This is a genomic window from Ruminococcus intestinalis, assembly GCF_014288065.1.
Lineage (GTDB): Bacteria > Bacillota > Clostridia > Oscillospirales > Acutalibacteraceae > Ruminococcoides > Ruminococcoides intestinale_A.
Window position 1 is genome coordinate 86,768 of the sequence record NZ_JACOPS010000004.1, and the last position, 26,261, is coordinate 113,028.

The following is a 26,261-nucleotide window of genomic DNA, read 5'->3' on the forward strand; positions in this document are numbered from 1 at the left end:
ATTAAGGCTGAAAGTATAATTAAAATTTGGGAATTATTTTAGGATGATTTTTGAATTTATGTCTTTATTTTTACCAAAAAGTGTAGTAAAATTATATTGGTAACATACATAATAAAGAAATTGTAAATGTTCATTTCCCAAACGGAGGAATTTTTTAATGGCCGATTATGACAAGGATTTTATTTTTTACAATGATTCGGACGATGAACTTGTAGATGTTTCAAACGGTATTAAGACTGCCGAAGAATTTGCAAATTCTAAAAAAGGCGCAAAACATTCACCTTCGGGCGCTCACCATTATGCAGGTGTGTTTTCTTACGAAGATGAAAACAAACACAAAAAGAAAAAAGAAAATAAAAAGTCTGAACCAAAGGAAAAAAACGATAATAAAGACAATAAAAAAGACGGCAAAAAAAGTAATAAGAAAAAAATTATTATTGCAAGCTGCGCAGCCGGTGCGGTAGTTATCGGTATTGCCGTTGCGGGTGTGGTTATGCTTATGCCAAGCAAAAACGGACAGACTACTGTCGATAATCTTGGCTTGGGATTCCATTTTTCCGATGATGCACAGGTGTCGGGAATTTCACTTGCGGGCAAAACTTATGATGAGGCGCTCAAACTTTTGACTTCAAAGCAGGAGTCGTTTATAACTCCTGTTTCAATTTCTGTAAAGGCGAAAGAAAAGACATACACAATTACACAGAAAGACTTAAAATATACATATAATACAGAGAGTGTTCTTACACAGCTTAAGAATGACGAACTTAACAAAGAAAGTTCGGGCAAAACCGCAAAGACATATACTGTCGTTGCCACTTGCACAGATGATTCTATCAAGAGCAATGCCGAAAAGATTAAAAAAGAAGTTGATGTAAAGGCGACAAATGCCCGTGTTTCTGAATTTAATCCGTATGACGGTGACAACAGATTTAAATATGCCGATGCCGAAAAAGGTGCGGAGCTTGACGAAAAAGACCTTGTTACACAGCTTTCGTCAGCTATAAAAAGCGGTACGGGCACAATGGCACTCAATGCTGTAGTTAAAGATGTTGACGCAGATATTTCTCTTGATATGGTTAAGAAAAATATTGTGAAGCTTTCTACATACGAAACCGTTTCTTACAACAGCGCAAACGGTAATTCAAATATGAAAACTGCGCTTGAGGCTTGCAACGGTTCTGTACTTGAACCGGGGGAAGTATGGTCGTTTAACGAATGCACAGGCGATTCAAACCTTTCTGAAAACGGTTACAAGCCTGCAGGTGTGATTGCAGACGGTAAACTTGTGCAGGGCAACGGCGGCGGAATTTGTCAGGCAAGTTCAACTATTTATAATGCCGCAATAAGAGCAAATGTTGAGATTGAGGAAAGATACTGCCACCTTTGGGCATCCGATTATGTTCCTACAGGTCTTGACGCAACAATTGATTATCCTAACCTTGACCTTAAGTTCTCTAATCAGACAGATTACCAGATGTTTATAGAATGTAAAATGGACGGTACAACGCTTTCTGCTACATTTTGGGGATGGCAAAGCCCTGATTATGATGAAATAAGAACAGAAAATGAAATCGGCTCTACAAGCGGAAAAGAATTTTCTGCAAGAGCGTGGAGAGTATATTATAAGGACGGCAAAGAAGTTGACCGTGAGGAACTTCCGTCATCCACTTATGAGAGCAGCGGCGGTATTGGCGGCGGCTCTGCCGACGGCGACGACGGTGTAGTTTCAAGACCGAGCAATAATAACTCGAACTCTTCTGACAATAACTCATCTTCAAACAATAACTCGTCATCACAGGTTACACCTGATGTACCTACCCCGGCTCCGGAGCCTGCTCCGCAGCCTGATCCGGAACCTACTGTAACTCCCGAACCCGATCCGGAACCGACTCCTGCTCCGACAGAACCGGAACCCGATCCGGAACCTACTCCGACAGAACCGGAAGTTACCGAATAATTTATAAAAAATCCTCCGTACATTTGTGCGGAGGTAAAATTTTAGAAAAGAGGTGTAGTGATGCCGTATTCTGTAGAGATAGATTTGCACGGTCACACCGTGGAAAGTGCGGGAAAAGTTTTAACGCAAAGATTAAAGCAATTGCCGAATGATGTGCGTGAAGTTACCGTTTTGCACGGATTTCACGGTGGAACTGCACTGCGAGATATGGTGCGCAGATATAAAAATCCGAAAATTGAGAGAAAAATTCTCGGACTGAATCAAGGCGAAACCATATTTGTGATTGCTTCGTATAATAATAAGGAAAGGTGATATGTAATGTATATAGATTTTGACGGTATGCAAACAAAGGAACTTCCTAATTTTAAGGGAGGAGAAAAAACTTTCAGAGCCGATATGTTTGATGACGGCGATACCAAAATTATGCGTGGCAGACTTGAAAGCGGTGCGTCAATCGGACTTCATACTCATGAGGGTAACTGCGAGATTATTTATATTCTTAGCGGCAACGGCAAGGTAAAGTATGATGATACGGAAGAAAAACTTTCCGCAGGCTCTTGCCATTATTGCCCAAAGGGACACAGCCACAGTTTGATTAATGACGGTGATGAGGACTTAATCTTTTTTGCCGTAGTGCCTGAATTAAGGTAAATCGAATACAATATAAAAAAGGACAGCTTTTTACGGCTGTCCCTTTTAATTAGGGTCTTTATAATGAGTTGGGGTAAATAATGGTTTAGCACACAAAGTTTAGTGTAATAAATTCAAAATTTAGGTCAACCCTTTTTAAAGGGTTGCGGGTTTGGGCAGAGCCCATAAAAAGTTTTATTTAGGACAAATTTGCAGGCGCAAACAGCTTGACTGTTTGCGTGCTAAGACTATGTTTGAAAAAACAGGCGACAGCCCTTAAAAAAGAATAATTAAAATAATGTGCCGTCATTGCGTAGCAAAGACGGCACAAATTATAAGAATATTTTTTTGTTGCTACCGCAATTAAAAGTTCTTCGTTATGTTTAAGCCGCCAAACGGCAAGCTGTTTGGCTATCAAAAATTTGCAATAGCATAAAGTTTGTGGGCGTTGCCCGCAACTACAACCTTTGAAAAGGATGACCAAAGTTTTAACTTCGGGATGGAAAGTTTAGCTTTTGCTTTACTTTGTTGCCCGATTGATAATCCGTTAAACCATTACCTATAATAATAGTATAGAGATTTTACTTGCTTTTTTCGTTCATTTCTTTAATTATATCAGCTACAAGCTCTCTTTCATCCATATGGTATTTTACGCCTTTGATTTCCTGATAGTCCTCATGACCTTTGCCCGCAAGAACGATAATATCGCCGTCCTGTGCGTTTTCCATACAATATCTTATTGCGTCCTTACGATTAGGAACAACTACATATTTACCGTCTGTCTTTGCAAGACCTGTCTTGATGTCCTCGATAATATCCATAACATCTTCAAAACGGGAGTTATCCTCTGTGATTACGGAGAGGTCGGAAAGTCTGCCCGAAGTTTCGCCCATTTCGTATCTTCTCACCTTTGGACGGTTGCCGCCTGCGCCAAACATTGTAATAAGGCGGTTAGGCTTATAAAGTCGGAGTGTTGAAAGCACATTTTCCATAGAAAGTGCGTTATGAGCGTAATCTATTATAAGCGAATAGTTGCCCGGTACGGGTACAGGTTCAACTCTGCCTTTAACCTTTGCTTTGTGAAGACCCTCGACAATAGCTTTGTCGGGAATATCGAAGAAAGATACGGCACTGATTGCGGCAAGCGCATTATAAACATTAAATTTACCGGGGATATTTACATCAAGCGAAAGTTTCTTTTTTCCGCTTAATTCAAAGTGAACGCCGATAAATCCGTTTTCAAATAATAAATGTTCATCAGACGCAACAAAGTCGGCTTTATTTGAGAAACCGAATGTTACAGGTTTTTCAACTGCAAGTTTTGTGATTTCGGTAAATTTTTCATCGTCAATATTTCCGGCAGAGTGTCTGCACTGCCCGAAAAGCAGACTTTTACAGTAAAGATATTCAGCCATATCCTTATGTTCAACACCGCCGATATGGTCGTGTGAAAAGTTTGTAAATATGCCTACATCAAATGTAATATCAGCAAGTCTGTAATGCTTTAAGCCGATTGAGCTTGCCTCAATAACCATAGCTTTACAGCCGCACTCAAGCATATCGTGCATAGCTTTTTGAATTTCGTATGATTCCGGAGTTGTATTGTCTGTTTTTACAACTTTTCCGTCATATAAAATACCGAGAGTGCCGATTGTGCCTGTTTTGATTCCTGCACATTCAAGAATAGATGCAATCATAGCGGTTGTGGTTGTTTTGCCTTTTGTACCTGTAATTGCAATGGTCTTTAGTTTTTCGGCGGGTCTGCCAAAAAACTCGGCGCTGATATACGCAAGTGCTTTTCGTGTGTTTTCCACTTTAATAACCGCAACATTCTTCGGCACATCGAATGAAAGGTTATCACTTATTATAAGGGCAGCGGCGCCTTTTTCAACAGCGGATTGAGCATACTTGTGACCGTCGGATGTGTATCCCTTAAGACATACGAAAGCTGTACCGTCGGTAACTTTTCGGGAATCATATATAATATCGGTTATTTCGGGATTGCCGTCATTTATTACGGTATATTCAATGTTTGCAAGTAAATTGCTTAGTTTCATAATAAATTCACTCCGTTTTTAGTTGTGATTACTATTACATTATAACAATTCAGAGAAAATAATACAACAATAATAATGAATTTTTTTGGAGTGTGTTTATTGTGCGAAAAGACTTATTTTATCTGTTGGTGAAAATTACCTAAAAAGCACCTATATAAACGAAAATATGTGCATTTAGCTGATATGAAACGAATTTAAGTAATTTACGAAAATAAAACGATAATCTCCAAATGAACAAGTTGCACAAAGAAAATATTGTTATTATTAACAAAAAGCTAGAGAAAATTTTGTAAATAAAATCAAAATTTCAAAATTTAACTTGCAAAATGCACAAAAATAATTTAAAGTTTTAACACTCTGTATAAAAAGTACAAAGGTAGTTGCAATTTGTATGATTTTTTGGTATCATAAATGTAGTGAAAGGACAGAGGGACTGTCCTCACATCATTCAAATGGAATGAAAGTTTATATTTTATGAAAGAAGGAAATATCCGATGAAAAAGATTTTTGCCGTTCTTTTGGCAAGTATGATGGCTGCTACAGCACTTGTTGGTTGCGGCGGTTCAGGTGACAGCAGTACAGCTTCAAAAACAGAATCAAAAGGTAACGGTGCTTCTGCAACAAGCAACGACTTTGGTGACGAAGACAACATTTCACTTAAAGTATGGGCTCCTGATAAGGCAGTTTCTACTTTTGAAAAAGAGTGCGAAGCATTCAAGGCTCTTTATCCGGACAAGAAGATTGATATTACAGTAGTTGCTCAGACTGAGAAAGATGCTGCTACAAACCTTCTTAACGATGCCTCAGCTGCTGCCGATGTATTCGGTTTCGCAAGTGACCAGCTCAACAAGCTTCAGACAGCAGGCGTTATTGCACAGGCTGCTTATGCTGATGATATTTCTAAGAGAGATACAGCAGAGTCAGTTTCAGCTGCAACACTCGACGGTAAGATTTACGCTTATCCGGAAACAGGTGATAACGGTTACTACCTCGTATATGATAAGTCAGTAGTTTCTGACGAGCAGGCAGGCAGATTTGAGGATGTCCTCGAAGCTTGTAAGGCCGGAGGTAAGAAGTTCATCATGAACGCAGGTGACGGCTACTACGCATGTATGTTCACATTCACAGGCGGTCTTAAGACCGATGGCCTTGAGGATGACGGCATTACTCAGAAGTACACAGATTATGATGAGGCCGAGGTAGTTTCAACACTCCAGGCTTTCTCAAAGCTTATACACGACTATAAGGGTACATTCCAGTCACTTTCAACAGACGCTATTTCTTCCGGTTTCGCACAGAAGTCTTGCGGTGCCGGTATCGACGGTTCTTGGAACACAGTTTCTAACAAGGAAGCTCTTGGCGACAACTTCGGTGCAGCTAAGCTCCCAACAATCGATGTAAACGGCGAAGCTAAGCAGATAATTTCAATGCTCGGTTACAAGCTCGTCGGTGTAAACGCATCTTCTAAGTTCCCGCGTTCAGCTCAGATCCTTGCTAACTATCTCACAGGCGAAGAGTGCCAGAGAGAAAGAGCTACAGAGCTCGGTTGGGGTCCTTCAAACCAGACTGTAAACGGTGAAGAAGTTGTTACAGGCAGTGCAGTACTTACAGCTATTGCTGAGCAGGGTAAGTTCGCTGTACCACAGGTAAGTATAGCTTCAACATTCTGGGATCCAAATGCAAACCTCGGTAACAAGCTCATTGCTGACGAAACAGATCCTTCAAACGCTGACTTCTTCAAGCAGTTACTCACAGACACAATCGCAAACGTAAGAGACGAATAATTTTAGTTTTCAAAATAAATCTTCTCATACTCGTGGGGCTCTCAAGTAGCTGAGAGCCCCATTGAGTGAAAACTCGTTATCAATGTCGCAGACATTGTAATTAATTTACACCAAACTACTAATGTATTTATGATGCTAATTGATAACGCAGAATATATTATTAGTTTGGTGTAGGTTTTGCAAACTATTTTAAGGAGAGCTTATTAATGAAATATATTGATTATGTACAGCTTAATCCTTTCCAGAAGTTTGCCTATAATGCTAAAAACTTTTTCAAAGCTTTGCCCGGTAAAGTGGCAGGCTTTTTTAAAGCATTAGGAAATGCTATTGTGAAGTTTTTTCTTGGCATTGGCAAGGGATTTGCTAATTACGGCAAAACCTTTGTAAACGGAGATATTATGACAAAGCTTTCTTACCTTATTTTCGGCCTTGGTGACATTTCAAAAGGTAAGTACTATAAGGGTATTTTATTCTTCCTTTCAGAAGTTTTGTACATTCTCTATATGGTATTCTTTGGTTGGGGTTACATTTCCAAGTTTGGTTCACTTGGTACTGTTGAGACTCACACAGAGATGGACGGCATTTTTCCTGTAACTGTTTACGGTGATAACTCAATGCTTATCCTCCTTTATTCTGTACTTACCATTGTAATTACAGTAGTTGTATTTGCCATTTACATAGCAAATATAAAAGATGCTTACAAGCATCAGCTTCTTGTTGCAGCAGGCAAAAAGCCAACTTCATTAAGAACTGATATCAAGGAATTCCTTGACGGTAAGTATCACATTACACTTTTGTCTTTCCCTGTACTGATGATTGGTATTTTCCAGATTCTTCCACTCATCTTTATGATACTTATAGCATTCACAAACTATGACCTTCAGCATATGCCTCCGGGAACATTGTTCCACTGGGTTGGTTTCCAAAACTTTACATCTGTATTTGATGTAGCTAACTCTGCAACAAGAGCTACAACATTCGTAGAACTTGCTAAGTGGACACTTGTTTGGGCTGTTTGCGCTACTTTTACAAACTACATCCTTGGTATGATTATTGCTCTTATGATCAACAAAAAGGGTATTAAGTTCAAGGCTTTGTGGAGAACTCTCTTTGTTATTGCAATCGCTGTACCACAGTTTGTATCACTTCTTCTTATGAATCAGATGCTCCAGACTGACGGTGCATTTAATGTATTACTTACAGATATTAGCAGATTGTTTAATCCTGATGCCGCGGTGGTGGAAATTCAGTGGCTTAACACTGACCCTAACATCGCTAAGATAGTAGTTATCATTGTAAACCTTTGGGTAGGTATTCCTTACACAATTCTTTCAATGTCAGGTATTCTTATGAATATTCCTGAAGACCTCTACGAATCAGCCCGTATTGACGGTGCAGGCCCTGTAAAAACATTTACAAGCATTACACTTCCTTACATGCTCTTCGTAACAACACCACAGCTTATTACTCAGTTCGTTGGCAACATCAATAACTTTAACGTTATCTACCTCCTCACAGGCGGTGGTCCAACAACGGAGAAATTCTATCAGGCAGGTTATACAGATATCCTCGTAACATGGTTGTTCAAACTTACTATGAACTCTTCTGACTACAACCTTGCTGCGGCGATCGGTATCATTGTATTTATTATCTGCGCTGTACTTTCACTTATTGTATTTAACTCATCTAAATCTGCAAAAGACGAGGAGGCGTTCTCATGATAAAAAGCTACAAACTCAGAAGAGGTTTGGCAAATACTTTTATCTACATAATCCTCGCTATTCTCGGATTTATTTGGATTTGCCCATTCATCTATCTTTTAATGCACTCGTTCCGTGCAGAAGGTGTTACTGTAGTAAACTATCTCATTCCTCGTGAATGGACTTTCCAGAACTACATTGACCTTTTTACAAGCCACGGTACACTTAACTTTACAAAATGGTTTATAAACACATTTGTTGTTGCATGCTTTAGCTGCGTAATTTCTACAATTTCTGTACTTATGGTAAGTTACGCATTCAGCCGTTTAAGATTTAAATCCCGTAAAAAGTTTATCAATGTTGGTATGATTCTCGGTATGTTCCCCGGATTTATGACAATGATTGCTATCTATTACCTCTTAAAGGCAATGGGTCTTACACAGACACTCGTAGCACTTGTAATTTGTTACAGTGCCGGTGCAGGTCTTGGTTATCAGATTTCAAAGGGCTTCTTTGATACAATTCCAAGAGCTCTTGACGAGGCGGCAACTATTGACGGTGCAACTAAGAACCAGATTTTCTGGAAGATTATTCTTCCTATGTCAAAACCAATCGTAGTTTATACAGTTCTTACATCATTCATTGGACCTTGGACAGACTTTATTCTTGCTAAGATCATCATGGGTGATAAGCGTGATTACTACACTGTTGCAATCGGTTTGCAGCTTATGGTTGACCTTGACTTTAAGACACAGTACTACAAGCAGTTCCTTGCAGGTTCAGTAGTAGTTGCTGTTCCGATTACCCTCCTCTTCCTTAAGATGCAGAAGTATTATGTCGAAGGTGTAACAGCCGGCGGCGTAAAGGGTTAATCTTTATTTGCACATTTTTGGGTGGCAGTCTTTGGCTGCCATCCTTTTTAGTTAAGTTTTAAATTATGGCTTGCAGCATGGTTAAGATTAAAAAAATTAAAATTTAGGTCAAGCCTTTTTAGGCTTGTGTGTGTTTTACACATACCTATAATCTTTGCAAAGTTTGACCGAACTTTTATGATTGATGAAATATTTTGCAAACCATAATATTTATAGCCTATAAAGAATACATTTCAATTCTTACTTAACTTTATTGATTTTATAAGGAGGATTTATGAAAAAAATTTTTACACTTTTACTTATTGCTTCAATTTCTACAAGTGCAATTCTTGCAGGCTGCGGTACTAAAGAATATGAAGATCCGGTAAATACTCTTACAGCCACAGCATCAACCGATAAATACCGTAACTATTATCAGATTTTTGTTAATTCATTTGCAGATTCAAACGGTGATCAAGTCGGTGATTTGCAAGGTATTATTGATAATCTTGATTATCTTAATGACGGAGATCCAAATACAGGCAATGACCTTGGTGTTGACGGTATATGGCTAACACCTATAATGCCTTCGCCGTCATATCATAAATATGATGTAACCGATTATTACAATATTGACCCTGATTTCGGCACACTTGAAACTTTTGACAAACTTGTTTCAGAATGTCATAAGCGTGGTATTAACATCATACTTGACCTTGTGTTAAATCATGCATCTTCACAGCATCCTTATTATTTAAAGGCTGTCGAAGAGGTGGAAGAGGGCAATCTTGACGGTTATGCACAGTATTTTGAAATTCATCCCACTTCATATTTTGATTCTGATACACAGACAAATTATTTGTCACACGCAATGGCTTGTGAGGCTAATTTTACTGAGGAAATGCCTGAATGGAATTTAAATTCTGAAAAAACAAGAGAAGAATTTGCAAAAATTACAAAATTCTGGCTTGACAGAGGTGTTGACGGTTTCAGACTTGACGCCGTAAAATATTTTTCTAATAAATCCACCGACGGCACGGAATTTTTGAACTGGTTCTGTGATAAATGTAAGGAAACAAATCCTGATGTTTATGTAGTAGGTGAAAACTGGGACGATGATTCAAAGATTCAGGAAATCTTTAAGTCGGGAATTGACAGTCAGTTTGCATTTAAATTCTCACAGTCAAGTGGCACACTTACAACCGAGGTCATAGCACAGCGTGGTACGGCTATCGCTAAAAAGGTAATGAAGTATAACGATAAGATGTACAGCAATAACGAGAATTACATTCCGACAATGTTCCTGTCAAATCACGATATGGTGAGAAGCGGTAACTCGCTTGAACCTAAGGGTCTTAGTTATGAGAAAATGGCAGCCTCAGTGTATATGTTGTTCCCGGGTAATCCATTTATCTATTACGGCGAGGAAATCGGAATTACTGCTCCAAATACAACTTCCGATTCGGCTTATCGTACACCGATGATATTTGACAGCAATAATTTGCCGAATATTTGGGTAAACGGTGTAGGTGATGTTGCGAAAGATACTAAATACGGCGGCGCTAAGCAACAGCAGGCTGACCCCAATTCTTTACTTAGCTTTTACAGCAGAATTATAAAAATCAAAAATCAGAATCCTGAGATTGCTCGTGGCAAAATTACCGGACTTCAAACCTTTGACAATACTGCAATTTGTGCTTACTATGTTGAGTATAACGGCACAAAGCTGATGATTATTCATAATATGAATGCAGAGGAAAACGCTGAGCTTACCATTACCGATGATATGATAGCTAATCCTGAAATCAGAGCAGAGCTTGTTGCAAGTTTCCCTGTGGATAAGGACGGTGCATTTACTTCGACAGAAGATGAAAATGCCGTTTATCAGCACACAGCTATAAAAGAAGGTGTGCTTACAATGCCTGCACAGTCAACTGTAATTTTGAAAACTGCCGAAACAGCTGAATAAATTTTAAATATTCGCTTTAAAGTGCTAAAATTCTATTGACATTTTGAAAATTCCGCTATATAATAATATTAATTTAAAAGTTAAACCTTTGAGCAAGAGTAGTAAGATTAATCGGCGCTTTAAGAGAGTCGGCGGGTGGTGCGAGCCGATAGTTGAGATTTTTCCGAATGGACTTGTGAGGGCGGACCGAAAGAGTATTCGAGTAGTTTCCGACGGAACCTGACCGTTACAGCAGGAGGCATATGTCAGTATGCTGTATGAGCGGGCGGAATTTCCGTCAATTTGGGTGGTACCACAGAAGTCGTTTCAGACCTTTGTCCCTTAGTTGGGGCAAAGGTCTTTTTGTTTATAAAAAATATAAAGGGTGAGAAAAATGATTAAACCGTCTTATGATGAGGTAATGGCAATTAAGGATGAATACGATGTAATCCCTGTTTACAAGGAAGTTTACGCCGATTCTGTCACACCGATTACTTTGTTAAGAAAAATTCTTCAAAAGTCAGACAAGTGCTTTCTTCTTGAAAGTATCGAGGGCGGTGTAAAGTGGGGCAGATATTCGTTTATCGGCTGTAATCCTAAGGCAAGACTTGTTTATAAAAACGGAGTTCTCACCATTACAGGCGAGGGTGAGGCTGCAATTAAAACCGCCAAGCCATACGAAGAAATTCGAAAATATATGAAAAATTACAAAAATCCTCGTTTTGAAGATTTGCCGCCGTTTACAGGAGGACTTGTAGGATATTACGGATATGCTATGATTGCAGTCAGCGAACCGATTTTGAAAATACAGGAAAGCGAAACCAATGATTTTGATTTAATGCTTTTTGATAAAATTATTGCATACGATCATCTTCGTGAAAAAATGACAGTCATAGTAAATATGAAAACTTATGACCCTGAAAGACAGTATGAGCAGGCTGTAAACGATATAAACGAAATTATCAATACAATTACAGACCCTGCTCCGCTTGCAAAGCTTGAAAGCGATAAAAATGTGGAATTTACAAGCACATACACAGAAGAAGAATTTTGCGATATGGTTAATAAAACCAAGGAATATATTTTTGACGGCGATATTTTTCAGTGTGTTGTATCCCGCAGATTTGAAACCGAGTACAATGGTTCGCTTTTAAATGCATACAGAGTATTGAGAATTACAAACCCATCGCCTTATATGGTATATATGAATATTGAGGGCGATGAGATTATAAGTACATCACCTGAAACTTTGGTTAAACTTCAGAACGGTGTGCTTAATACATTCCCGATTGCAGGTTCAAGACCGAGAGGTGCGGATAAGCAGGAGGACGATGCTCTTGCAGATGAGCTTATAAAAGATGAAAAAGAGCTTGCCGAGCACAATATGCTTGTTGACCTCGGAAGAAACGATATAGGTAAAATTTCAAAATTCAATTCTGTAAAGGTTACTTCATATCAGCAGATTTTAAGATATTCAAAGATAATGCACATTTGCAGTGAGGTTGAGGGTGAGCTTAAAGACGGACTTGACGCTTTTGATGCGGTTGAGTCGCTTCTTCCGGCAGGCACACTTTCGGGAGCACCGAAAATCAGAGCTTGTCAGATTATAGATGAACTTGAAAAAACACCCCGTGGGGTATATGGCGGTGCGCTCGGATATGTCGATTTTAACGGAAATCTTGATACTTGTATCGCAATAAGAATGGCAGTTAAAAAAGGAAATAAGGTTTATGTTCAGGCAGGTGCGGGAATTGTTGCAGACAGCGATCCTAAGTCGGAGTATCTTGAAACCTACAACAAGGCACTTGCGGTAATAAATGCAGTTAAAAATGCAGGAGAGGTTGAAGCTATATGATTTTATTTATAGATAATTACGACAGCTTTACTTATAATCTTGTACAGTATTGCGGAAGTATTAATCCCGATATAAAGGTAGTAAGAAATGACGAAATAACGGTAGATGAAATCAGAAAACTTAATCCTACCCACATTATTCTTTCTCCGGGTCCGGGTTATCCAAAGGACGCAGGCATTTGTGAAGATGTTATAAGAGAGCTTAAAGGCGAGTATCCGATACTCGGTATTTGCCTCGGACATCAGGCAATATGCGAGGTATTCGGCGCAGAAATTACAAGAGCAATAAAACTTATGCACGGCAAAAAGAGTAATATTAATCTTGACAACAGTTGTAAGATTTTTGCCGATTTGCCAAAGGTAGTTGACGGTGCGAGATACCATTCTTTGATTGCAAAAAAGGATACCGTTCCCGATGAGCTTATAGTTACGGCAGAGGACGATATGGGCGAGGTTATGGCAGTTCGCCACAGAGATTACGAAATTTACGGATTACAGTTCCACCCGGAGTCGATACTGACTTCTCACGGTATGGAAATGATAAAGAATTTTATTAATATATGATTACGGATAACACATAGAAAGGGTGACAGAAATGATTAAGGAAGCAATAAAAAAGGTAGTAGACGGTAATAACTTAACTTATGATGAGGCAACAGCCGTAATGAACGAAATGATGAGCGGTACAGCCACTCAAGCACAGACAGCGGCATTTTTGACAGCTCTCAGAATTAAGGGTGAAACCATTGACGAAATTACAGCTTGCGCAACAGTAATGCGTGACAAGGCACTTCATGTTAAAAGAGATACCGATGTACTCGACATTGTAGGCACAGGCGGCGACGGAACAGGTACTTTTAATATTTCTACAACAGCGGCTTTTGTTGTTGCGGCCGCAGGAATTTCTGTTGCAAAGCACGGCAACCGTTCAATGTCAAGCAAGAGCGGTGCGGCAGATTGTCTGGAGGCTCTTGGAGTTAATCTTACAATAAGCCCGGAAAAAAGTGAAGAAATCCTTAAAAATACAGGTATTTGCTTTATGTTTGCACAAAGCTACCATTCATCAATGCGATTTGTCGGCCCTGTAAGAAAAGAAATCGGAATAAGAAATATTTTCAATGTCTTAGGACCTCTTACAAACCCTGCTTTTGCAAACTTGCAGGTAACAGGTGTGTATTCAGAGGCACTCGTTGAACCGATTGCAAGAGTTTTTGCAAACCTTGGTGTAAAGCGTGGATATGTATTCTACGGTACAGACGGTATGGACGAAGTAACCGTTACTGCTCCTACAAAGGTTTGTGAAATCAACAACGGTAAATTCAGCTCATACGAAATTGCTCCGGAACAGTTCGGTATGCCGACATACAGCAGTGCAGACCTTGCAGGCGGTGACGGCAAAGAGAATGCGGAGATTACAAAGCAGATTTTAAAAGGCGAGTTAAAGGGAGCAAAGAGAGATATTGTATTGCTTAATTCGGCTCTCGGTATTTGCGCAGGCGGTAAGGCAGAGAATATTGCCGAGGGTATCCGTCTTGCAGAAACTCTTATTGACAGCGGCAAGGCTTATGAAAAACTTGAGCAGTTTGTAAAGGCTACTAATGAATAACGGTGATATTATGATACTTGAAACAATAGCACAGGCAAACCGAGAAAGATATGCGGAAATTGAAAAACAAATTCCGCTTGAGGAGATAAAAAACAAAGCGCTTTCAATGAACATTACCGATGAATTTCCTTTTGAAAAGGCGCTTGCAAAGGACGGTATCTCTTATATCTGCGAGGTAAAGAAAGCATCTCCGTCTAAAGGAATAATTGCAGAGGATTTCCCGTATGTGCAGATTGCAAAGGATTATGAAAACGCAGGAGCGTCTGCGATATCCGTACTTACAGAACCGCAGTGGTTTAAAGGTGAAAATAAATATTTGCAGGAAATATCACAGAATGTAAAAATTCCGCTTTTGCGCAAGGATTTTACAGTTTGTGAGTATCAGATATATGAGGCTAAAGTAATCGGAGCGTCTGCGGTGCTTTTGATTTGTGCACTGCTTGATACCGAAACAATCAGAAAATGGATTGAAATTTGTGATTCACTCGGACTTTCAGCTTTGGTAGAGGCACATACAGAGGAAGAAGTGAAGTCGGCATTAGACGCAGGGGCAAGAATAATCGGCGTAAATAACCGAAATTTAAAGGACTTTACGGTTGACCTCACAACCTGCACAAGATTGAGAAAACTTGTACCAAAGGAAATTTTATTTGTCGGCGAAAGCGGAATAAAAACAGCCGAAGATGTGCAGGAGCTTAGAGAAGCAGGAGTAAACGGACTGCTTATTGGCGAAACTCTTATGAGAAATGCCGATAAAAAGAAAGCACTTGAAGAACTTAACGGTGATAAGTTATAAATATATAAGGTATTAGAAAAGGAGATAAATCAATGTCGAAGGGTAAGTTTGGTATTCACGGTGGACAGTTTGTTCCAGAAACTTTAATGAATGCCGTTAATGAATTTGAAGAAGCATATGAAAAATATAAAAACGATCCGGAGTTTGTCGCAGAGCTTGACACACTTATGCGTGAGTATGCCGGCAGACCGTCACTTCTCTATTATGCGGAGAAAATGACAAAGGATTTAGGCGGTGCTAAGATTTATTTAAAGCGTGAGGACTTAAATCATACAGGTTCACACAAACTCAATAACTGTCTTGGTCAGTGCCTGCTTGCCAAAAAGATGGGTAAAACAAGAGTAATTGCAGAAACAGGCGCAGGTCAGCACGGTGTTGCAACAGCAACTGTTGCCGCACTTATGGGACTTGAGTGTGAGATTTTTATGGGCAAAGAGGATACAATCCGTCAGGCTCTTAATGTATACAGAATGAAACTTCTCGGCGCAAAGGTAAATGCCGTTGAAACAGGCACAATGACTCTTAAAGACGCCGTAAACGAGGCTATGCGTGAGTGGACTAACAGAGTTGACGATACTCATTATGTACTCGGTTCGGTAATGGGCCCACATCCGTTCCCAATGGTTGTAAGAGATTTCCAGAGCGTAATCGGTAAGGAAATCAAAGCACAGCTCCTTGAAAAAGAGGGCAGACTTCCTGATGTGGTTATGGCTTGCGTTGGCGGCGGCAGTAATGCTATGGGCGCATTCTATGACTTTATCGGTGATGAGAGCGTACAGCTTATCGGTTGTGAGGCAGCGGGTCTTGGCGTTGATAATCCGAAGAATGCCGCAACAATCGCAAACGGTACACTCGGTATTTTCCATGGTATGAAATCATATTTCTGTCAGGATAAGTACGGCCAGATTGCACCTGTATATTCAATTTCAGCAGGTCTTGATTACCCGGGTATCGGCCCTGAACATGCTAACTTAAGCGATACAGGCAGAGCAAAATATGTGCCCGTTACCGATGAAGAGGCAGTAAACGCATTTGAGTATCTTTCACGCACAGAGGGTATTATCCCTGCTATTGAGAGCGCACATGCTGTAGCACACTGCATTAAACTTGCTCCTACAATGAGCAAAGACAGCATTATTGTTGTAAATCTTTCGGGCAGAGGCGATAAGGATGTTGCCGCTATTGCAAGATACAGAGGGGAGAATATTTATGAGTAAGATTAAAGATGCCTTCAAAAACGGCAAGGCTTTTATTCCGTTTGTAACCGCAGGAGATCCTGACCTTGAAACTACCGAAAAACTTCTTATAGGTATGAGCGAAAACGGCGCAGATATCATAGAAATCGGTATACCTTTTTCAGACCCGATTGCCGAGGGTGTTGTAATTCAGGAGGCTGACCTCCGTTCTTTGGCGGCAGGTACTACAACGGATAAGATTTTTGATATGGTAAAGAGAATCCGTCCGCAGATTAAGGCGGCTCTTGCGGTAATGACATATATGAACCCTATTTTTGTTTACGGTACAGACGCATTTATGGCAAAGTGCGCAGAGTGCGGTATTTCCGCCGTAATCGTTCCGGATGTTCCTTTTGAGGAAAAGGCAGAGTTACAGCCTTATTGCGATAAGCACGGTGTAGAGCTTGTTTCGCTTATTGCACCGACTTCACACGACAGAATTAAAACCATTGCCAAAGAAGCGCAGGGCTTTGTATATTGTGTTTCTTCAATGGGTGTAACAGGTGTAAGAAAAGAGATTACAACAAATATTGGCGAAATGGTTGACCTTGTTCGTTCTGTAAGCGATACCCCGTGTGCGGTAGGTTTTGGTATTTCAACTCCGGAGCAGGCAAAGCATATGTCACAGTATGCAGACGGTGTAATAGTAGGTTCCGCAATTGTAAAAATTGTTGCTAAGTACGGCAAAGAATGTGTTGAGCCTGTTTGCGAGTATGTAAAGCAGATGAAAGAGGCAATGCAGTAATGAGTAGTGTTGACGAACTTCAGAAAGTGATTGATGACAGCCATAGAATAGTTTTCTTTGGCGGTGCGGGAGTATCTACAGAGAGCGGTATTCCCGATTTCAGAAGTGTGGACGGACTTTATAATCAAAAGTACGATTATCCGCCCGAAACCATACTAAGCCATACATTCTTTGTAAAAAAGACAGAGGAGTTTTATCGCTTTTACAGAGATAAAATGCTTTGTCTTGACAAAAAGCCGAATAAGGCTCATTATAAACTTGCCGAGCTTGAAAAAGCAGGAAAACTCAGCGCAGTAGTTACTCAAAATATTGACGGACTGCATCAGGCGGCTGGCAGTAAGAGAGTGTATGAACTGCACGGAAGTGTGTTGAGAAATTACTGTATGAAGTGCGGTAAAGCATATACTGCCGAGTTTATTAAAGAGAGCAACGGTATTCCAAAATGCGAATGTTCGGGAATCATCAAGCCTGATGTTGTGCTCTATGAAGAAGGACTTGACGATAAAACAGTAAACGGTGCGGTTAATGCCATTGCGAATGCAGATACACTGATTATTGCAGGCACAAGCCTTACGGTTTATCCTGCCGCAGGTATGGTGAGATATTTTAAAGGAAATAAACTTGTACTGATAAATCGTGATGCCACACCAATGGACAGCGCCGCCGACCTTGTTTTTCATGAAAAGGTCGGAGAGCTGCTCGATAAAATTAAAGTCAATATATAAAAGTTTGGTCAACCTTTTCAAAGGTTGTGGGTGTGGGCAAAGCCCACAAATACTTTCAGTTTACGCAATCTAACGATAGCCAAACAAATAGTCGTAAGTATCTGCGAGAGCAATAAAAGAAAATATACTTCATTTACATAGGGGCTGTTTTTTACAGCTCCTTTAGCTTTGCCCGAAAATTAGTCTTACGGTCAGCACGCTCATCACTGCGGCGGTGAAATCCGCAAGCAAAGCGGCAACAAGTGTATGACGGATTTTTTTAACCTTAATACTTCCAAAATACATTGCAACGGCATAAAATGTGGTTTCGGATGATCCTGCAAGTACAGAAGCTACCCTGCCTGCAAAACTGTCAGGGCCGCAATCTTCATACAAAGCGGTCAACAAAGCTGTTGAACCACTGCCCGATACAGGTCTTAAGAGAACCATTGGTACAATTTCTTTTGGAAAGCCTAAAAAATCTGCGGCAGGGGAGATAAAGTTACATATAACATCGATTGCACCGCTCGAACGCAGTAAATCTACCGCAAACACCAATCCGATTATAGTAGGTGCAATTGTGTACAGAACTTTTACGCCCTCTCGCACTCCTTTAATAAACAAATCGAAAACAGGCACTCGTTTTATCAGCCCGTACAATACCACGACGGTCGCAAATAGAGGCATTATAATAGCCATAATTTCACCTCGCTTTTTTCAGATTTAGTGTACAGGCAACTGTAAGGGCCACAGTGAGAGCGGTTGCCGAGCTTATCCAAATGGCTGTTATAACCTCAAACGGAGCATTACTTCCGTAGCTTTGTCGAAGTGTGGCAAGGGTAGTAGGCAAAAGCTGCAGAGAGGCGGTATTGAGCACAACAAAAATGACCATTTCATTGCTTGCCGTATCGGGGCAGTTGTTTAGTCTGTTAAGTTCTCCCATAGCTTTAAGACCAAACGGAGTGGCGGCATTGCCAAGTCCTAACAGGTTTGCGCTTATGTTCATAGTAATGCTTTTAAAAGCCTCGCTGTTTTTATCAAGCTTTGGAAAAAGCGGTCGCAAAAGAGGCGCAAAAATTTTTGAAATAAGTGCGGTAAAGCCGCTTTCTTCTGCTATTTTCATTATTCCTGACCATAGGCATAGGATGCCTGCCATTGTCAAGAGAAGTTCTATTGATGACGAGCCGCTTTCTATAAGGGCTGTAGACAGTGATTCGGTATTACCGAGTAAAATTGCCGACAACACACTGACAATTATCAAACCTGCCCACACATAACCAAGCATTTATTTCACCTAACTTCAAAAATCTAAATATAATATCATAAATAAAGCAAATATGACAAAATCCGTTACAAAATTGTATTTACAATTCTTATTTGGTAATTATTGACATATTAACCGTAAAATGGTATAATGATACAGCGATGAAAATTGTCAACCTGTAACTTCGGTTAAGGTTTACAATTAAAAAATACGCACAGAAAACTGTTCAGATAAGGAGATGATATAATGATATTTACTAATTTCAGAGAAATTGACGGAGCTGGCAGAATTGTAATTTCAAAGGATATTCGCAATCATCTTAATATCAAAGCGGGCGATATGCTGCATATCGAGGCTGACAATGATTGCATTACAATAAAAAAAGCGGAAGAAAAATGCATTTTCTGCAATTCGTCTGAAAATCTGAAATGTCTTAAGGGCAAATTTATATGCTCAAATTGTATCAATGCACTTAATAATTAATTATTATTAAAAAAGGGTAGGGCACACCGACGGTTAATTTAAACTGTCGGTGTGATTTTTGTTCTTATAAAATATATATGCAATTATTTGATTTTATGAGTGTGTGTTAAATATTATTGCAATTATAGATTTAATTTTTGGGATAATCTTGATATATTATGGTTTAGCAAATTGATTTGCCAATCAATTATAAAAGTTTGGTCGACCTTTTCAAAGGTCGTGGGTGTGGGCAAAGCCCACAAATACTTTCCGTTTACATAATCTAACGATAGCCAAACAGCTTGCTGTTTGGCGGCTTGAACGCAACGGCGAAAGCCCCTTAAATGCGATAGCAACAAGAAAGCAATTCGATATATAATAAAAAGTTAATCATTTCTTTTATAAAAGGCTGTCGCCTGTTTTAACAAACTTAGTTTTAGCACGCAAACAGCGTGGCTGTTTGCGCCTGAAGAATTGTAATATCGGAAGATTATATGGGCGCTGCCCAAACCCGCAATTTTTGAAAAAATTGAGTAAACTTTTTTTGTTTTTGGGAGGATAATTTAGCGTTAGCTAAATTTCAATGCCCGACCGACACTCCGCCAAACCATAATTTATTGAAAATTTTGACAAAAAAAGTGCCCTGCATATGGCAAGGCACTTAAGTTTTAACAATTATTCTTCTGTATTTTCGCACTGTACCGGCTTTTCGGTTGATTCGGCAGTTTTTTCTGTAACAGTTTCTTCTGTTTTTTCTTCTGCTTTCTCTTCAACCTTTTCCTCTGCGACAGGTGCGGATTCTGTGGGTTCTTCAGCTTTTGGTTCTTCTGCGGTTTCGGGAGCTTTTGTTTCTTCGGCTTCATTTGCAAGTTCCGCAATATCATTACCGTCAAGGCACAGGTCAAGCTCTTCAAGGAGCATTGCGTTTTGTTTTTTCTTGTGCTGTTTTATAGCAAACACGGTAGCTGATACTGCTACAAGTGCGCCAAGTGCACCGGCTGCGGCGCAAATTAATTTTTTATTATCATCCATATTAAACACCTCATCAATTATGTTTTTATTTTTGTCCAATAATTATTCAAAATAAAAATGCTTATTAAAATGAATTATCACTTTAATAAGCATATTATATCATAAATTTTATGCAATGCAATACTTAATTTGCAAAATTTGTCAATAAATTTTGAGCGTTTTGCACATAATCAAAACATTCTGTCGATTAATATACAAAAGCTAAAAATATATTTATAATCATTTTGAATATTCGCAATAGTTTCCCAAAAAGCTGAATTCAGGCATTTCCGCACTTAACTGTGCTATAAGGTCTGTAACCTCTTTACTGCTTACATTGCCTGAAAAATCAAGGTAAAACAGATATTCAAATCCCTCGTCACTGCTTGGGCGTGGGCGAGATTCAATTTTCGTAAGGTTAAGACCGAGAGAATTAAATCTGCAAAGTAAGCCGTAAAGCGAACCTGTAACATGAGGAAGTGAGAAACAAAGGCTGATTTTGTTTGAATCGGGTGTGATGAACAGCTTTTTGGAAATAACAATAAATCTTGTTGTGTTTTTATCGTTATCCTGCAAATGATTGTCAAGCACTTTTAAACCGTATTCCTCTGCCGCCTTGTATGAGCAGATAGCCGCAACATTAAGGCGCTTTTCCTTTGCCACATCACGAGCGGCAATTGCTGTATTTGAACATGGTGTAGAGTCAAAATTATTTTTTGCAATGTAGTCTGCACACTGTGAAAGTGACTGCGGATGCGACCATACCTTTTCAATATCCGAAAACTCTGCCTGTTTTAAACCGCCAAGACAGTAATCAATAGGCAAATCAAGTGCGCCGACAATGTAAAAACGGTGCTTAAGTATTAGGTCATATACGGCAGAAACCGAGCCTGCGTTTGAGTTTTCAACAGGAAGTACGCCGAATGTAATTTCTCCTTTATCAACTGCGTCAAAAACATCACCGAAAGATTTATAGCAATGTGCCTCCGCATCGGGGAACAGGCGTATTGTTGCCTCGTGACCGTTAGCGCCTTTAATGCCCTGATAACCGACTTTAACATCGGTTTTCGGTATCTCGGTTTCAACATTGCTGATAACCTCTTTTATATCTGCACCACTGCCGACAATATTATGTTGTAAAGCTCTTGAAAGCTCCATAATATTTGAGTAAAGCAGTCTTGCGTATGAACCGTACTCGCCGCCACGCTCTTCGATAGCGTCAAGAATTTCGTTTTCTCTTGCCTGATTCAGAACAGGAATATTGTTGGCTTTTTTGTAATTACCTACCTCTTTGGCACAATCCATTCTCTTTTTGAAAAGTTCAATAATCTGTTCATCTATACTGTCAATTTCAGTTCTGATTTCTGAAAGATTTCTCATTTTATTCATCCTTATTATAAAAGATTTAATATAGCAACGGCTGTGACAGCCTCAATAACAGGCACGGCTCTCGGTACAATACACGGGTCGTGTCTGCCCTTGATAACAAGTTTTGCATTTTCTTTTTTCTGCAAATCGACTGTGTCCTGTTCTTTAGAAATAGACGGAGTAGGCTTTACTCCTGCTCTGAATATAACAGGCATACCGTTTGTGATACCGCCGAGAATACCGCCGCAGTTGTTGGTTTTTGTTACAACTTTGCCGTCTTTGTATTCAAAAGGATCATTGGACTGTGAGCCACGCATTTTAGAGAGTTCAAAGCCTTTGCCGAATTCAATGCCCTTTATTGCAGGCACACCGAAAACAGCTTTTGCGATTACACCCTCAACACCCTCAAACATCGGCTCGCCTATGCCTGCCTCAATTCCGCTTACGGCACATTCGATTGTACCGCCGATACTGTCCTGAGCAAGTCTTGCCGATTCAACTTCTGCACGCATTTTTTCTTCGACCGAATCGTCAATAAGTGCAAAAGAGCTGTTGCTTAATTTATTTATAAGTTTGTCGTCAATAGAAACAGGGTTAAAAGATTTGTCGTTTACATTTCCGATACTTGCAATGTGAGCGGCAATTTTAATACCTTTTTCTTCAAGAATCTGACGGCAGATTGCACCCGCAAAAACTATAGGAGCGGTAAGTCTGCCCGAAAAATGACCGCCACCGCGAATATCGTTGCTTGCGTTATATTTAACATAAGCCGTGTAGTCGCTGTGACCCGGACGAGGACAATTGAGAAGATTGCCGTAGTCGCCGCTTTTTGTGTTTGTATTTTCAATTACCGCACATAACGGTGCACCTGTAAGAGTATCTCCAAGCATACCCGAAAGCACCTTTGGCAGGTCGCTTTCTTTGCGTGGGGTTGCGGTTTTGTCTTTGCCGGGAGCTCGTCTTGACATCTGAACAAGCACTTTGTCCATATCAATTTTTACGCCGGCAGGAAGTCCGTCGATTACAACTCCTATACCGTTGCCGTGGCTTTCGCCAAAGACAGAAATTTTTATTTTTTCACCGTAGGTCGAGGACATTTGCCTTTCCTCCTATGCTGTTGTAGTCTATATAAAAATCGGGGTAGCTTTTGTTAATGCTCATTGCAAAAGTGGCAGTTATATCTTTATCACTTCTTGCGGCGCAAACAGCGGCAGACATAACGATTCTGTGATCGTTGTAGCCGTTTACATTTCCTCCTTTAAGAGAAGAAACCCCTGTGATTTCAAGTCCGTCCGAAAGTTCCTTTACTTTGCCGCCGAGATTATTCAGCAATTCGGCGGTGGCTTTCAGTCGGTCACATTCTTTTATTCTTAATCTTTCGGCATTGATAATCTTTGTCGTGCCCTCTGCAAATGCCGCACATACCGAAAGTACGGGAACAAGGTCGGGAATTTGAGATGCGTCAATGGTGATTGCCTTTAATTCCCCTTTTTCAACAGTTACTTCGTTGTCAAGCTGAGTAACTTTAGCGCCGAATCGGGCAAGAATTTCAGCGCATTTCTTGTCGCCCTGCGTGGAATCCTTTGCAACTCCATTTACGGTTACTTTACCGCTGACAGCGCCGAGCACCATAAAGAAAGCCGCCTGTGACCAGTCACCGTCTGTTGTATAGTCGCAAGTCTTATATGATTGACCGCCTTTAATATGCCAGCCTTTTTCTGTGGCTTGAATATTCACACCAAATTGTTTCATTGTGCGGATAGTCATTGCAATGTAGCCAACGCTTTCAAGCGGGGAAGTGAGTACAATTTCGCTGTCACCCTCAAGAATCGGCAGAGCAAGCAAAAGTCCTGTGATGAACTGTGAGCTTACATTGCCGGGAATTTTAAAGATTCCGCTTTTCAGCTGACCTTTGATTTCAAGGGGAAGTCCTCCCTCGGTTTTGCAGACGGTACCCGCCTTTGGCAAAGCCTCTGTAAATATTCCGATAGGGCGTTGCGGAAGTTTGCCTTTGCCCACAAATGTTGCGTTAATATTGCCGACAGCGGCAATCGGAATAAAAAATCTTAATGTACTGCCGCTTTCTCCGCAATCAAGCAAAGCGGTTTTGTTTTTATACATATTTGTGCCGTCAACTGTGAGAACATTGTTTTCAAGTACAGCGTCAGCGCCAAGCGCTTTAATACAGCCGATAGTTGCCTTAATATCGTTTGAAAGGGCAACGGGAGAAATTCTGCTTACTCCGTTTGCCATGGCTGCGCAGATTATGGCTCTGTGAACATCACTCTTTGACGGCGGTACATTTACAGTTCCGTTTGGAACAAACGGGCTGAATTTTACATCAGACATATGTATCCTCCAATCAGGTTGTGATAAAGTCGCAGAGATTGGCAAGTTCAACTTTCTTTGTAAAGCTGTCGCCTATTTTTGTTAAAAGTACAAGGTCAATTGAGCTGCCTGCTGTCTTTTTATCGCCTTTTGCCGCCTGTGCCATCTGCTCAAAGGTAGATTTATCTGTAGTCGGCAGACCGTATTTTTTGCAAAGCGCACAAATTTTGTCGGCTGTGCCTTTTTCGGTAATTCCGTGTTTTTCACCTGCTTTTGTAATAAGCACCATACCGATTGCGACAGCCATTCCGTGGCTTATGCCTTTAAAGTTATAGATTTTTTCAATAGCGTGTCCGAGAGTGTGACCGAAGTTTAAGAGCTTTCTTTCGCCTGCCTCTTTTTCGTCACGGTTTACAACATCACGCTTTATTGAAACGCAGATTTCGATAATATCTTCAATATGCTCAAGTGCATTTTGATTTTCAAGATTTTCAAAGAGTTTTTCGTCTTTAATGCAGCCGTATTTTATAACTTCACCCATACCGTCGCAAATATAATCATCGGTAAGGGTTTTGAGCGTGTCGGGGTCAATCAATACGGCAATAGGCTGATGAAATGCGCCGACAAGGTTTTTGCCCTGCGGTAAATCAACGCCTGTTTTTCCGCCTACAGATGAATCAACCTGTGAAAGGAGAGAGGTAGGAATCTGAATGAAATCAATTCCACGCAGATAGCTTGCAGCGGCAAAGCCTGCCATATCGCCCACAACACCGCCGCCGAGAGCTACAACAATATCTTTTCTTGTCATAGAAAATTTTGCAAGTGTGTTGTACATTTCCGCAATAGAGCCGAGGTGCTTTTGCTCTTCACCTGCTTTAAAAATATGTGTTGCAACTTTAAATCCCTCTTTTTCAAGAGAATTTTTCACTCTGTCCATATAAAGCGGAGCAACATTGCTGTCTGAAATTATAGTAACCTTTTCTGCCTTTGAAAGAGCCTTTGCGTATTCGCCGCATTTGTCAAGTATTCCTCTTTCAATGCAAATATCATACGGCTTGCCCGTATCTACTCTGACTGTTCTCATAATGCACCTCAATTCTATTCGCCGAGAGCAGTTTTTACCTTGTGTCCCTGCTCCAATAATTCTGCAAGAGTTTCTCTGTCTTCTGCTTTGATTGCGTCTTTAATTTTTGTAATATTGTCAATGAGTATGTCAAGCTCGGTAATAAGCGGTTCACGATTCTCAAGAAAAAGTTCGCTCCAAAGTTGTGAATTGATATTTGCAACTCGTGACACATCACGATAACTGCCGGCTGAAAATCCCTTATGATTTGGACAGCACGGACTCATTACATAAGAACAAGCCAACACATGGGGGAGCTGTGAGGTGAATGCAATCATTCTGTCGTGTTCTTCGGGAGTGGTAATTTTAACTGTGCCAAAACCGATTTTTCTTGCAAGATTGGCAAGAATTTCAATTTTATCCTCAGGTGCTCCGCACGGAGTAATTATGTAGCTTGCGTTTTTATACAGGTCAGCCTCCGAAACATCAAATCCGTTGGTTTCTTTGCCTGCCATTGGGTGACTGCCGATGAATACAAAGCCGTATTTTTTTGAAAGAGCAGAAAGACTTGGGCAAATTGCTCGCTTGATTCCCGAGCTGTCGGTTACAATAGCGCCGCTTTTTATATAGCTGCCGTATTTTTCTATGAAATCTACCGCAGCCTGCGGATAAAGTGCCAAAATTATAATATCACATTCACCGAGGCTTTCGGGAGTACCGATTTTGTCGATTGCGCCCGCCTCAAGTGCCTTTTCTGCTGTTGCCTGCGTTCTGTTAATACCGATTACAAAGTTGTCGGTATATTTTTTTATAGCCTTGCAAAAGCTGCCGCCTATAATACCAAGACCGATAACGGCAATGTTCATTTTTCAGTGCCTCCGAATAAATATATAAAATA

The 26,261-nt window shown here is 40.2% G+C and carries 24 protein-coding genes and 1 other annotated feature; of the genes, 15 read left to right on the forward strand and 9 right to left on the reverse strand.

Going from position 1 to position 26,261, the window contains the following annotated elements:
- Positions 1–157 precede the first annotated feature (157 nt).
- The 3 genes from H8R91_RS08715 to H8R91_RS08725 are packed head-to-tail and all read left to right on the forward strand — an operon-like array spanning position 158 to position 2,608.
- Positions 158–1,957 (forward strand): VanW family protein, encoded by a 1,800-nt coding sequence (locus tag H8R91_RS08715; RefSeq protein ID WP_186935702.1) that lies wholly within the window; start codon positions 158–160, stop codon positions 1,955–1,957.
- 60 nt (positions 1,958–2,017) lie between these two features.
- Complete coding sequence (locus H8R91_RS08720; protein WP_022235000.1) at positions 2,018–2,269, forward strand: Smr/MutS family protein; 252 nt, start codon at positions 2,018–2,020, stop codon at positions 2,267–2,269.
- Between the two features lie 6 nt (positions 2,270–2,275).
- Positions 2,276–2,608, forward strand: coding sequence for a cupin domain-containing protein (locus H8R91_RS08725; RefSeq protein ID WP_186935703.1), 333 nt, complete (start codon positions 2,276–2,278; stop codon positions 2,606–2,608).
- A gap of 560 nt (positions 2,609–3,168) precedes the next feature.
- Here the strand turns inward: H8R91_RS08725 and H8R91_RS08730 are convergent.
- Complete coding sequence (locus tag H8R91_RS08730; RefSeq protein WP_186935704.1) at positions 3,169–4,644, reverse strand: UDP-N-acetylmuramoyl-L-alanyl-D-glutamate--2,6-diaminopimelate ligase; 1,476 nt, start codon at positions 4,642–4,644, stop codon at positions 3,169–3,171.
- A 494-nt stretch (positions 4,645–5,138) separates the two neighbouring features.
- On the opposite strand from H8R91_RS08730, the gene H8R91_RS08735 reads away from it, so the two are divergent.
- The 11 genes from H8R91_RS08735 to H8R91_RS08785 all read left to right on the forward strand — a co-directional run bounded on the left by H8R91_RS08735 (position 5,139) and on the right by H8R91_RS08785 (position 17,888).
- Complete coding sequence (locus H8R91_RS08735) at positions 5,139–6,428, forward strand: extracellular solute-binding protein (protein WP_186935705.1); 1,290 nt, start codon at positions 5,139–5,141, stop codon at positions 6,426–6,428.
- 206 nt (positions 6,429–6,634) lie between these two features.
- Positions 6,635–8,149, forward strand: coding sequence for a carbohydrate ABC transporter permease (locus H8R91_RS08740; protein ID WP_186935706.1), 1,515 nt, complete (start codon positions 6,635–6,637; stop codon positions 8,147–8,149).
- Positions 8,146–9,000, forward strand: coding sequence for a sugar ABC transporter permease (locus tag H8R91_RS08745; protein ID WP_186935707.1), 855 nt, complete (start codon positions 8,146–8,148; stop codon positions 8,998–9,000). Before H8R91_RS08740 ends, H8R91_RS08745 begins: the two co-directional genes overlap by 4 nt.
- A gap of 274 nt (positions 9,001–9,274) precedes the next feature.
- Positions 9,275–10,948, forward strand: coding sequence for an alpha-amylase family glycosyl hydrolase (locus tag H8R91_RS08750; protein ID WP_186935708.1), 1,674 nt, complete (start codon positions 9,275–9,277; stop codon positions 10,946–10,948).
- A gap of 79 nt (positions 10,949–11,027) precedes the next feature.
- Positions 11,028–11,273 (forward strand) — a binding site (T-box leader).
- Positions 11,274–11,321: 48 nt separating this feature from the next.
- Positions 11,322–12,782 (forward strand): anthranilate synthase component I, encoded by a 1,461-nt coding sequence (gene trpE / locus H8R91_RS08755; RefSeq protein ID WP_186935709.1) that lies wholly within the window; start codon positions 11,322–11,324, stop codon positions 12,780–12,782.
- Positions 12,779–13,345 (forward strand): anthranilate synthase component II, encoded by a 567-nt coding sequence (locus H8R91_RS08760; protein ID WP_022234990.1) that lies wholly within the window; start codon positions 12,779–12,781, stop codon positions 13,343–13,345. The genes trpE and H8R91_RS08760 overlap by 4 nt, the downstream gene beginning before the upstream one ends.
- Before the next feature lie 31 nt (positions 13,346–13,376).
- Positions 13,377–14,387 carry an anthranilate phosphoribosyltransferase gene (gene trpD / locus H8R91_RS08765; RefSeq protein WP_186935710.1) on the forward strand — a complete coding sequence of 337 codons (1,011 nt, stop codon included), beginning with the start codon at positions 13,377–13,379 and terminating at the stop codon, positions 14,385–14,387.
- 10 nt (positions 14,388–14,397) lie between these two features.
- Positions 14,398–15,183, forward strand: a complete 786-nt coding sequence (trpC, locus tag H8R91_RS08770; protein WP_186935953.1) for an indole-3-glycerol phosphate synthase TrpC — start codon at positions 14,398–14,400, stop codon at positions 15,181–15,183.
- A gap of 32 nt (positions 15,184–15,215) precedes the next feature.
- Positions 15,216–16,400, forward strand: a complete 1,185-nt coding sequence (trpB, locus tag H8R91_RS08775) for a tryptophan synthase subunit beta (protein ID WP_022234987.1) — start codon at positions 15,216–15,218, stop codon at positions 16,398–16,400.
- Complete coding sequence (trpA, locus tag H8R91_RS08780; RefSeq protein WP_022234986.1) at positions 16,393–17,163, forward strand: tryptophan synthase subunit alpha; 771 nt, start codon at positions 16,393–16,395, stop codon at positions 17,161–17,163. Before trpB ends, trpA begins: the two co-directional genes overlap by 8 nt.
- Complete coding sequence (locus H8R91_RS08785) at positions 17,163–17,888, forward strand: NAD-dependent protein deacylase (protein WP_186935711.1); 726 nt, start codon at positions 17,163–17,165, stop codon at positions 17,886–17,888. The genes trpA and H8R91_RS08785 overlap by 1 nt, the downstream gene beginning before the upstream one ends.
- A 162-nt stretch (positions 17,889–18,050) precedes the next feature.
- Here H8R91_RS08785 and H8R91_RS08790 read toward each other — a convergent pair whose 3' ends face one another.
- The gene (locus H8R91_RS08790) at positions 18,051–18,566 is read right to left on the reverse strand and encodes a spore maturation protein (RefSeq protein WP_022234984.1); all 516 of its coding nucleotides are present in this window, start codon (positions 18,564–18,566) and stop codon (positions 18,051–18,053) included.
- 4 nt (positions 18,567–18,570) lie between these two features.
- Positions 18,571–19,152 (reverse strand): nucleoside recognition domain-containing protein, encoded by a 582-nt coding sequence (locus tag H8R91_RS08795; protein WP_186935712.1) that lies wholly within the window; start codon positions 19,150–19,152, stop codon positions 18,571–18,573.
- Between the two features lie 225 nt (positions 19,153–19,377).
- Here H8R91_RS08795 and H8R91_RS08800 point away from each other — a divergent pair, with 225 nt between their 5' ends.
- Positions 19,378–19,614 carry an AbrB/MazE/SpoVT family DNA-binding domain-containing protein gene (locus tag H8R91_RS08800; RefSeq protein ID WP_022234982.1) on the forward strand — a complete coding sequence of 79 codons (237 nt, stop codon included), beginning with the start codon at positions 19,378–19,380 and terminating at the stop codon, positions 19,612–19,614.
- 654 nt (positions 19,615–20,268) lie between these two features.
- Here H8R91_RS08800 and H8R91_RS08805 read toward each other — a convergent pair.
- From H8R91_RS08805 to H8R91_RS08830, 6 genes are all read right to left on the reverse strand, one after another.
- Complete coding sequence (locus H8R91_RS08805; protein WP_186935713.1) at positions 20,269–20,625, reverse strand: hypothetical protein; 357 nt, start codon at positions 20,623–20,625, stop codon at positions 20,269–20,271.
- A 219-nt stretch (positions 20,626–20,844) separates the two neighbouring features.
- Entirely contained in the window at positions 20,845–21,984 is a 1,140-nt protein-coding gene (locus H8R91_RS08810; protein ID WP_186935714.1) for a chorismate mutase, read from the reverse strand.
- A 14-nt stretch (positions 21,985–21,998) separates the two neighbouring features.
- Positions 21,999–23,069, reverse strand: a complete 1,071-nt coding sequence (gene aroC, locus H8R91_RS08815) for a chorismate synthase (protein WP_186935715.1) — start codon at positions 23,067–23,069, stop codon at positions 21,999–22,001.
- Positions 23,050–24,321, reverse strand: coding sequence for a 3-phosphoshikimate 1-carboxyvinyltransferase (gene aroA, locus H8R91_RS08820; protein ID WP_186935716.1), 1,272 nt, complete (start codon positions 24,319–24,321; stop codon positions 23,050–23,052). The genes aroC and aroA overlap by 20 nt, the downstream gene beginning before the upstream one ends.
- Before the next feature lie 13 nt (positions 24,322–24,334).
- Complete coding sequence (gene aroB, locus H8R91_RS08825) at positions 24,335–25,384, reverse strand: 3-dehydroquinate synthase (protein WP_186935717.1); 1,050 nt, start codon at positions 25,382–25,384, stop codon at positions 24,335–24,337.
- 14 nt (positions 25,385–25,398) lie between these two features.
- On the reverse strand, positions 25,399–26,229 hold the full coding sequence (locus H8R91_RS08830; protein ID WP_022234406.1) for a prephenate dehydrogenase: 831 nt from the start codon (positions 26,227–26,229) through the stop codon (positions 25,399–25,401).
- Positions 26,230–26,261: the final 32 nt, after the last annotated feature.

Excerpts from the sequence above, each read along its gene's own strand:
- trpD (WP_186935710.1), top strand. The coding sequence starts at position 13,377 with ATGATTAAGGAAGCAATAAAAAAGGTAGTAGACGGTAATAACTTAACT.
- H8R91_RS08730 (WP_186935704.1), bottom strand. The coding sequence starts at position 4,644 with ATGAAACTAAGCAATTTACTTGCAAACATTGAATATACCGTAATAAAT.
- H8R91_RS08720 (WP_022235000.1), top strand. The coding sequence starts at position 2,018 with ATGCCGTATTCTGTAGAGATAGATTTGCACGGTCACACCGTGGAAAGT.
- H8R91_RS08715 (WP_186935702.1), top strand. The coding sequence starts at position 158 with ATGGCCGATTATGACAAGGATTTTATTTTTTACAATGATTCGGACGAT.
- H8R91_RS08725 (WP_186935703.1), top strand. The coding sequence starts at position 2,276 with ATGTATATAGATTTTGACGGTATGCAAACAAAGGAACTTCCTAATTTT.
- aroB (WP_186935717.1), bottom strand. The coding sequence starts at position 25,384 with ATGAGAACAGTCAGAGTAGATACGGGCAAGCCGTATGATATTTGCATT.
- H8R91_RS08760 (WP_022234990.1), top strand. The coding sequence starts at position 12,779 with ATGATTTTATTTATAGATAATTACGACAGCTTTACTTATAATCTTGTA.
- H8R91_RS08830 (WP_022234406.1), bottom strand. The coding sequence starts at position 26,229 with ATGAACATTGCCGTTATCGGTCTTGGTATTATAGGCGGCAGCTTTTGC.
- H8R91_RS08745 (WP_186935707.1), top strand. The coding sequence starts at position 8,146 with ATGATAAAAAGCTACAAACTCAGAAGAGGTTTGGCAAATACTTTTATC.
- H8R91_RS08735 (WP_186935705.1), top strand. The coding sequence starts at position 5,139 with ATGAAAAAGATTTTTGCCGTTCTTTTGGCAAGTATGATGGCTGCTACA.
- H8R91_RS08810 (WP_186935714.1), bottom strand. The coding sequence starts at position 21,984 with ATGAGAAATCTTTCAGAAATCAGAACTGAAATTGACAGTATAGATGAA.
- trpA (WP_022234986.1), top strand. The coding sequence starts at position 16,393 with ATGAGTAAGATTAAAGATGCCTTCAAAAACGGCAAGGCTTTTATTCCG.
- H8R91_RS08805 (WP_186935713.1), bottom strand. The coding sequence starts at position 20,625 with ATGGATGATAATAAAAAATTAATTTGCGCCGCAGCCGGTGCACTTGGC.
- H8R91_RS08785 (WP_186935711.1), top strand. The coding sequence starts at position 17,163 with ATGAGTAGTGTTGACGAACTTCAGAAAGTGATTGATGACAGCCATAGA.
- aroA (WP_186935716.1), bottom strand. The coding sequence starts at position 24,321 with ATGTCTGATGTAAAATTCAGCCCGTTTGTTCCAAACGGAACTGTAAAT.
- H8R91_RS08800 (WP_022234982.1), top strand. The coding sequence starts at position 19,378 with ATGATATTTACTAATTTCAGAGAAATTGACGGAGCTGGCAGAATTGTA.
- H8R91_RS08790 (WP_022234984.1), bottom strand. The coding sequence starts at position 18,566 with ATGGCTATTATAATGCCTCTATTTGCGACCGTCGTGGTATTGTACGGG.
- aroC (WP_186935715.1), bottom strand. The coding sequence starts at position 23,069 with ATGTCCTCGACCTACGGTGAAAAAATAAAAATTTCTGTCTTTGGCGAA.
- trpC (WP_186935953.1), top strand. The coding sequence starts at position 14,398 with ATGATACTTGAAACAATAGCACAGGCAAACCGAGAAAGATATGCGGAA.
- trpE (WP_186935709.1), top strand. The coding sequence starts at position 11,322 with ATGATTAAACCGTCTTATGATGAGGTAATGGCAATTAAGGATGAATAC.
- trpB (WP_022234987.1), top strand. The coding sequence starts at position 15,216 with ATGTCGAAGGGTAAGTTTGGTATTCACGGTGGACAGTTTGTTCCAGAA.
- H8R91_RS08795 (WP_186935712.1), bottom strand. The coding sequence starts at position 19,152 with ATGCTTGGTTATGTGTGGGCAGGTTTGATAATTGTCAGTGTGTTGTCG.
- H8R91_RS08740 (WP_186935706.1), top strand. The coding sequence starts at position 6,635 with ATGAAATATATTGATTATGTACAGCTTAATCCTTTCCAGAAGTTTGCC.
- H8R91_RS08750 (WP_186935708.1), top strand. The coding sequence starts at position 9,275 with ATGAAAAAAATTTTTACACTTTTACTTATTGCTTCAATTTCTACAAGT.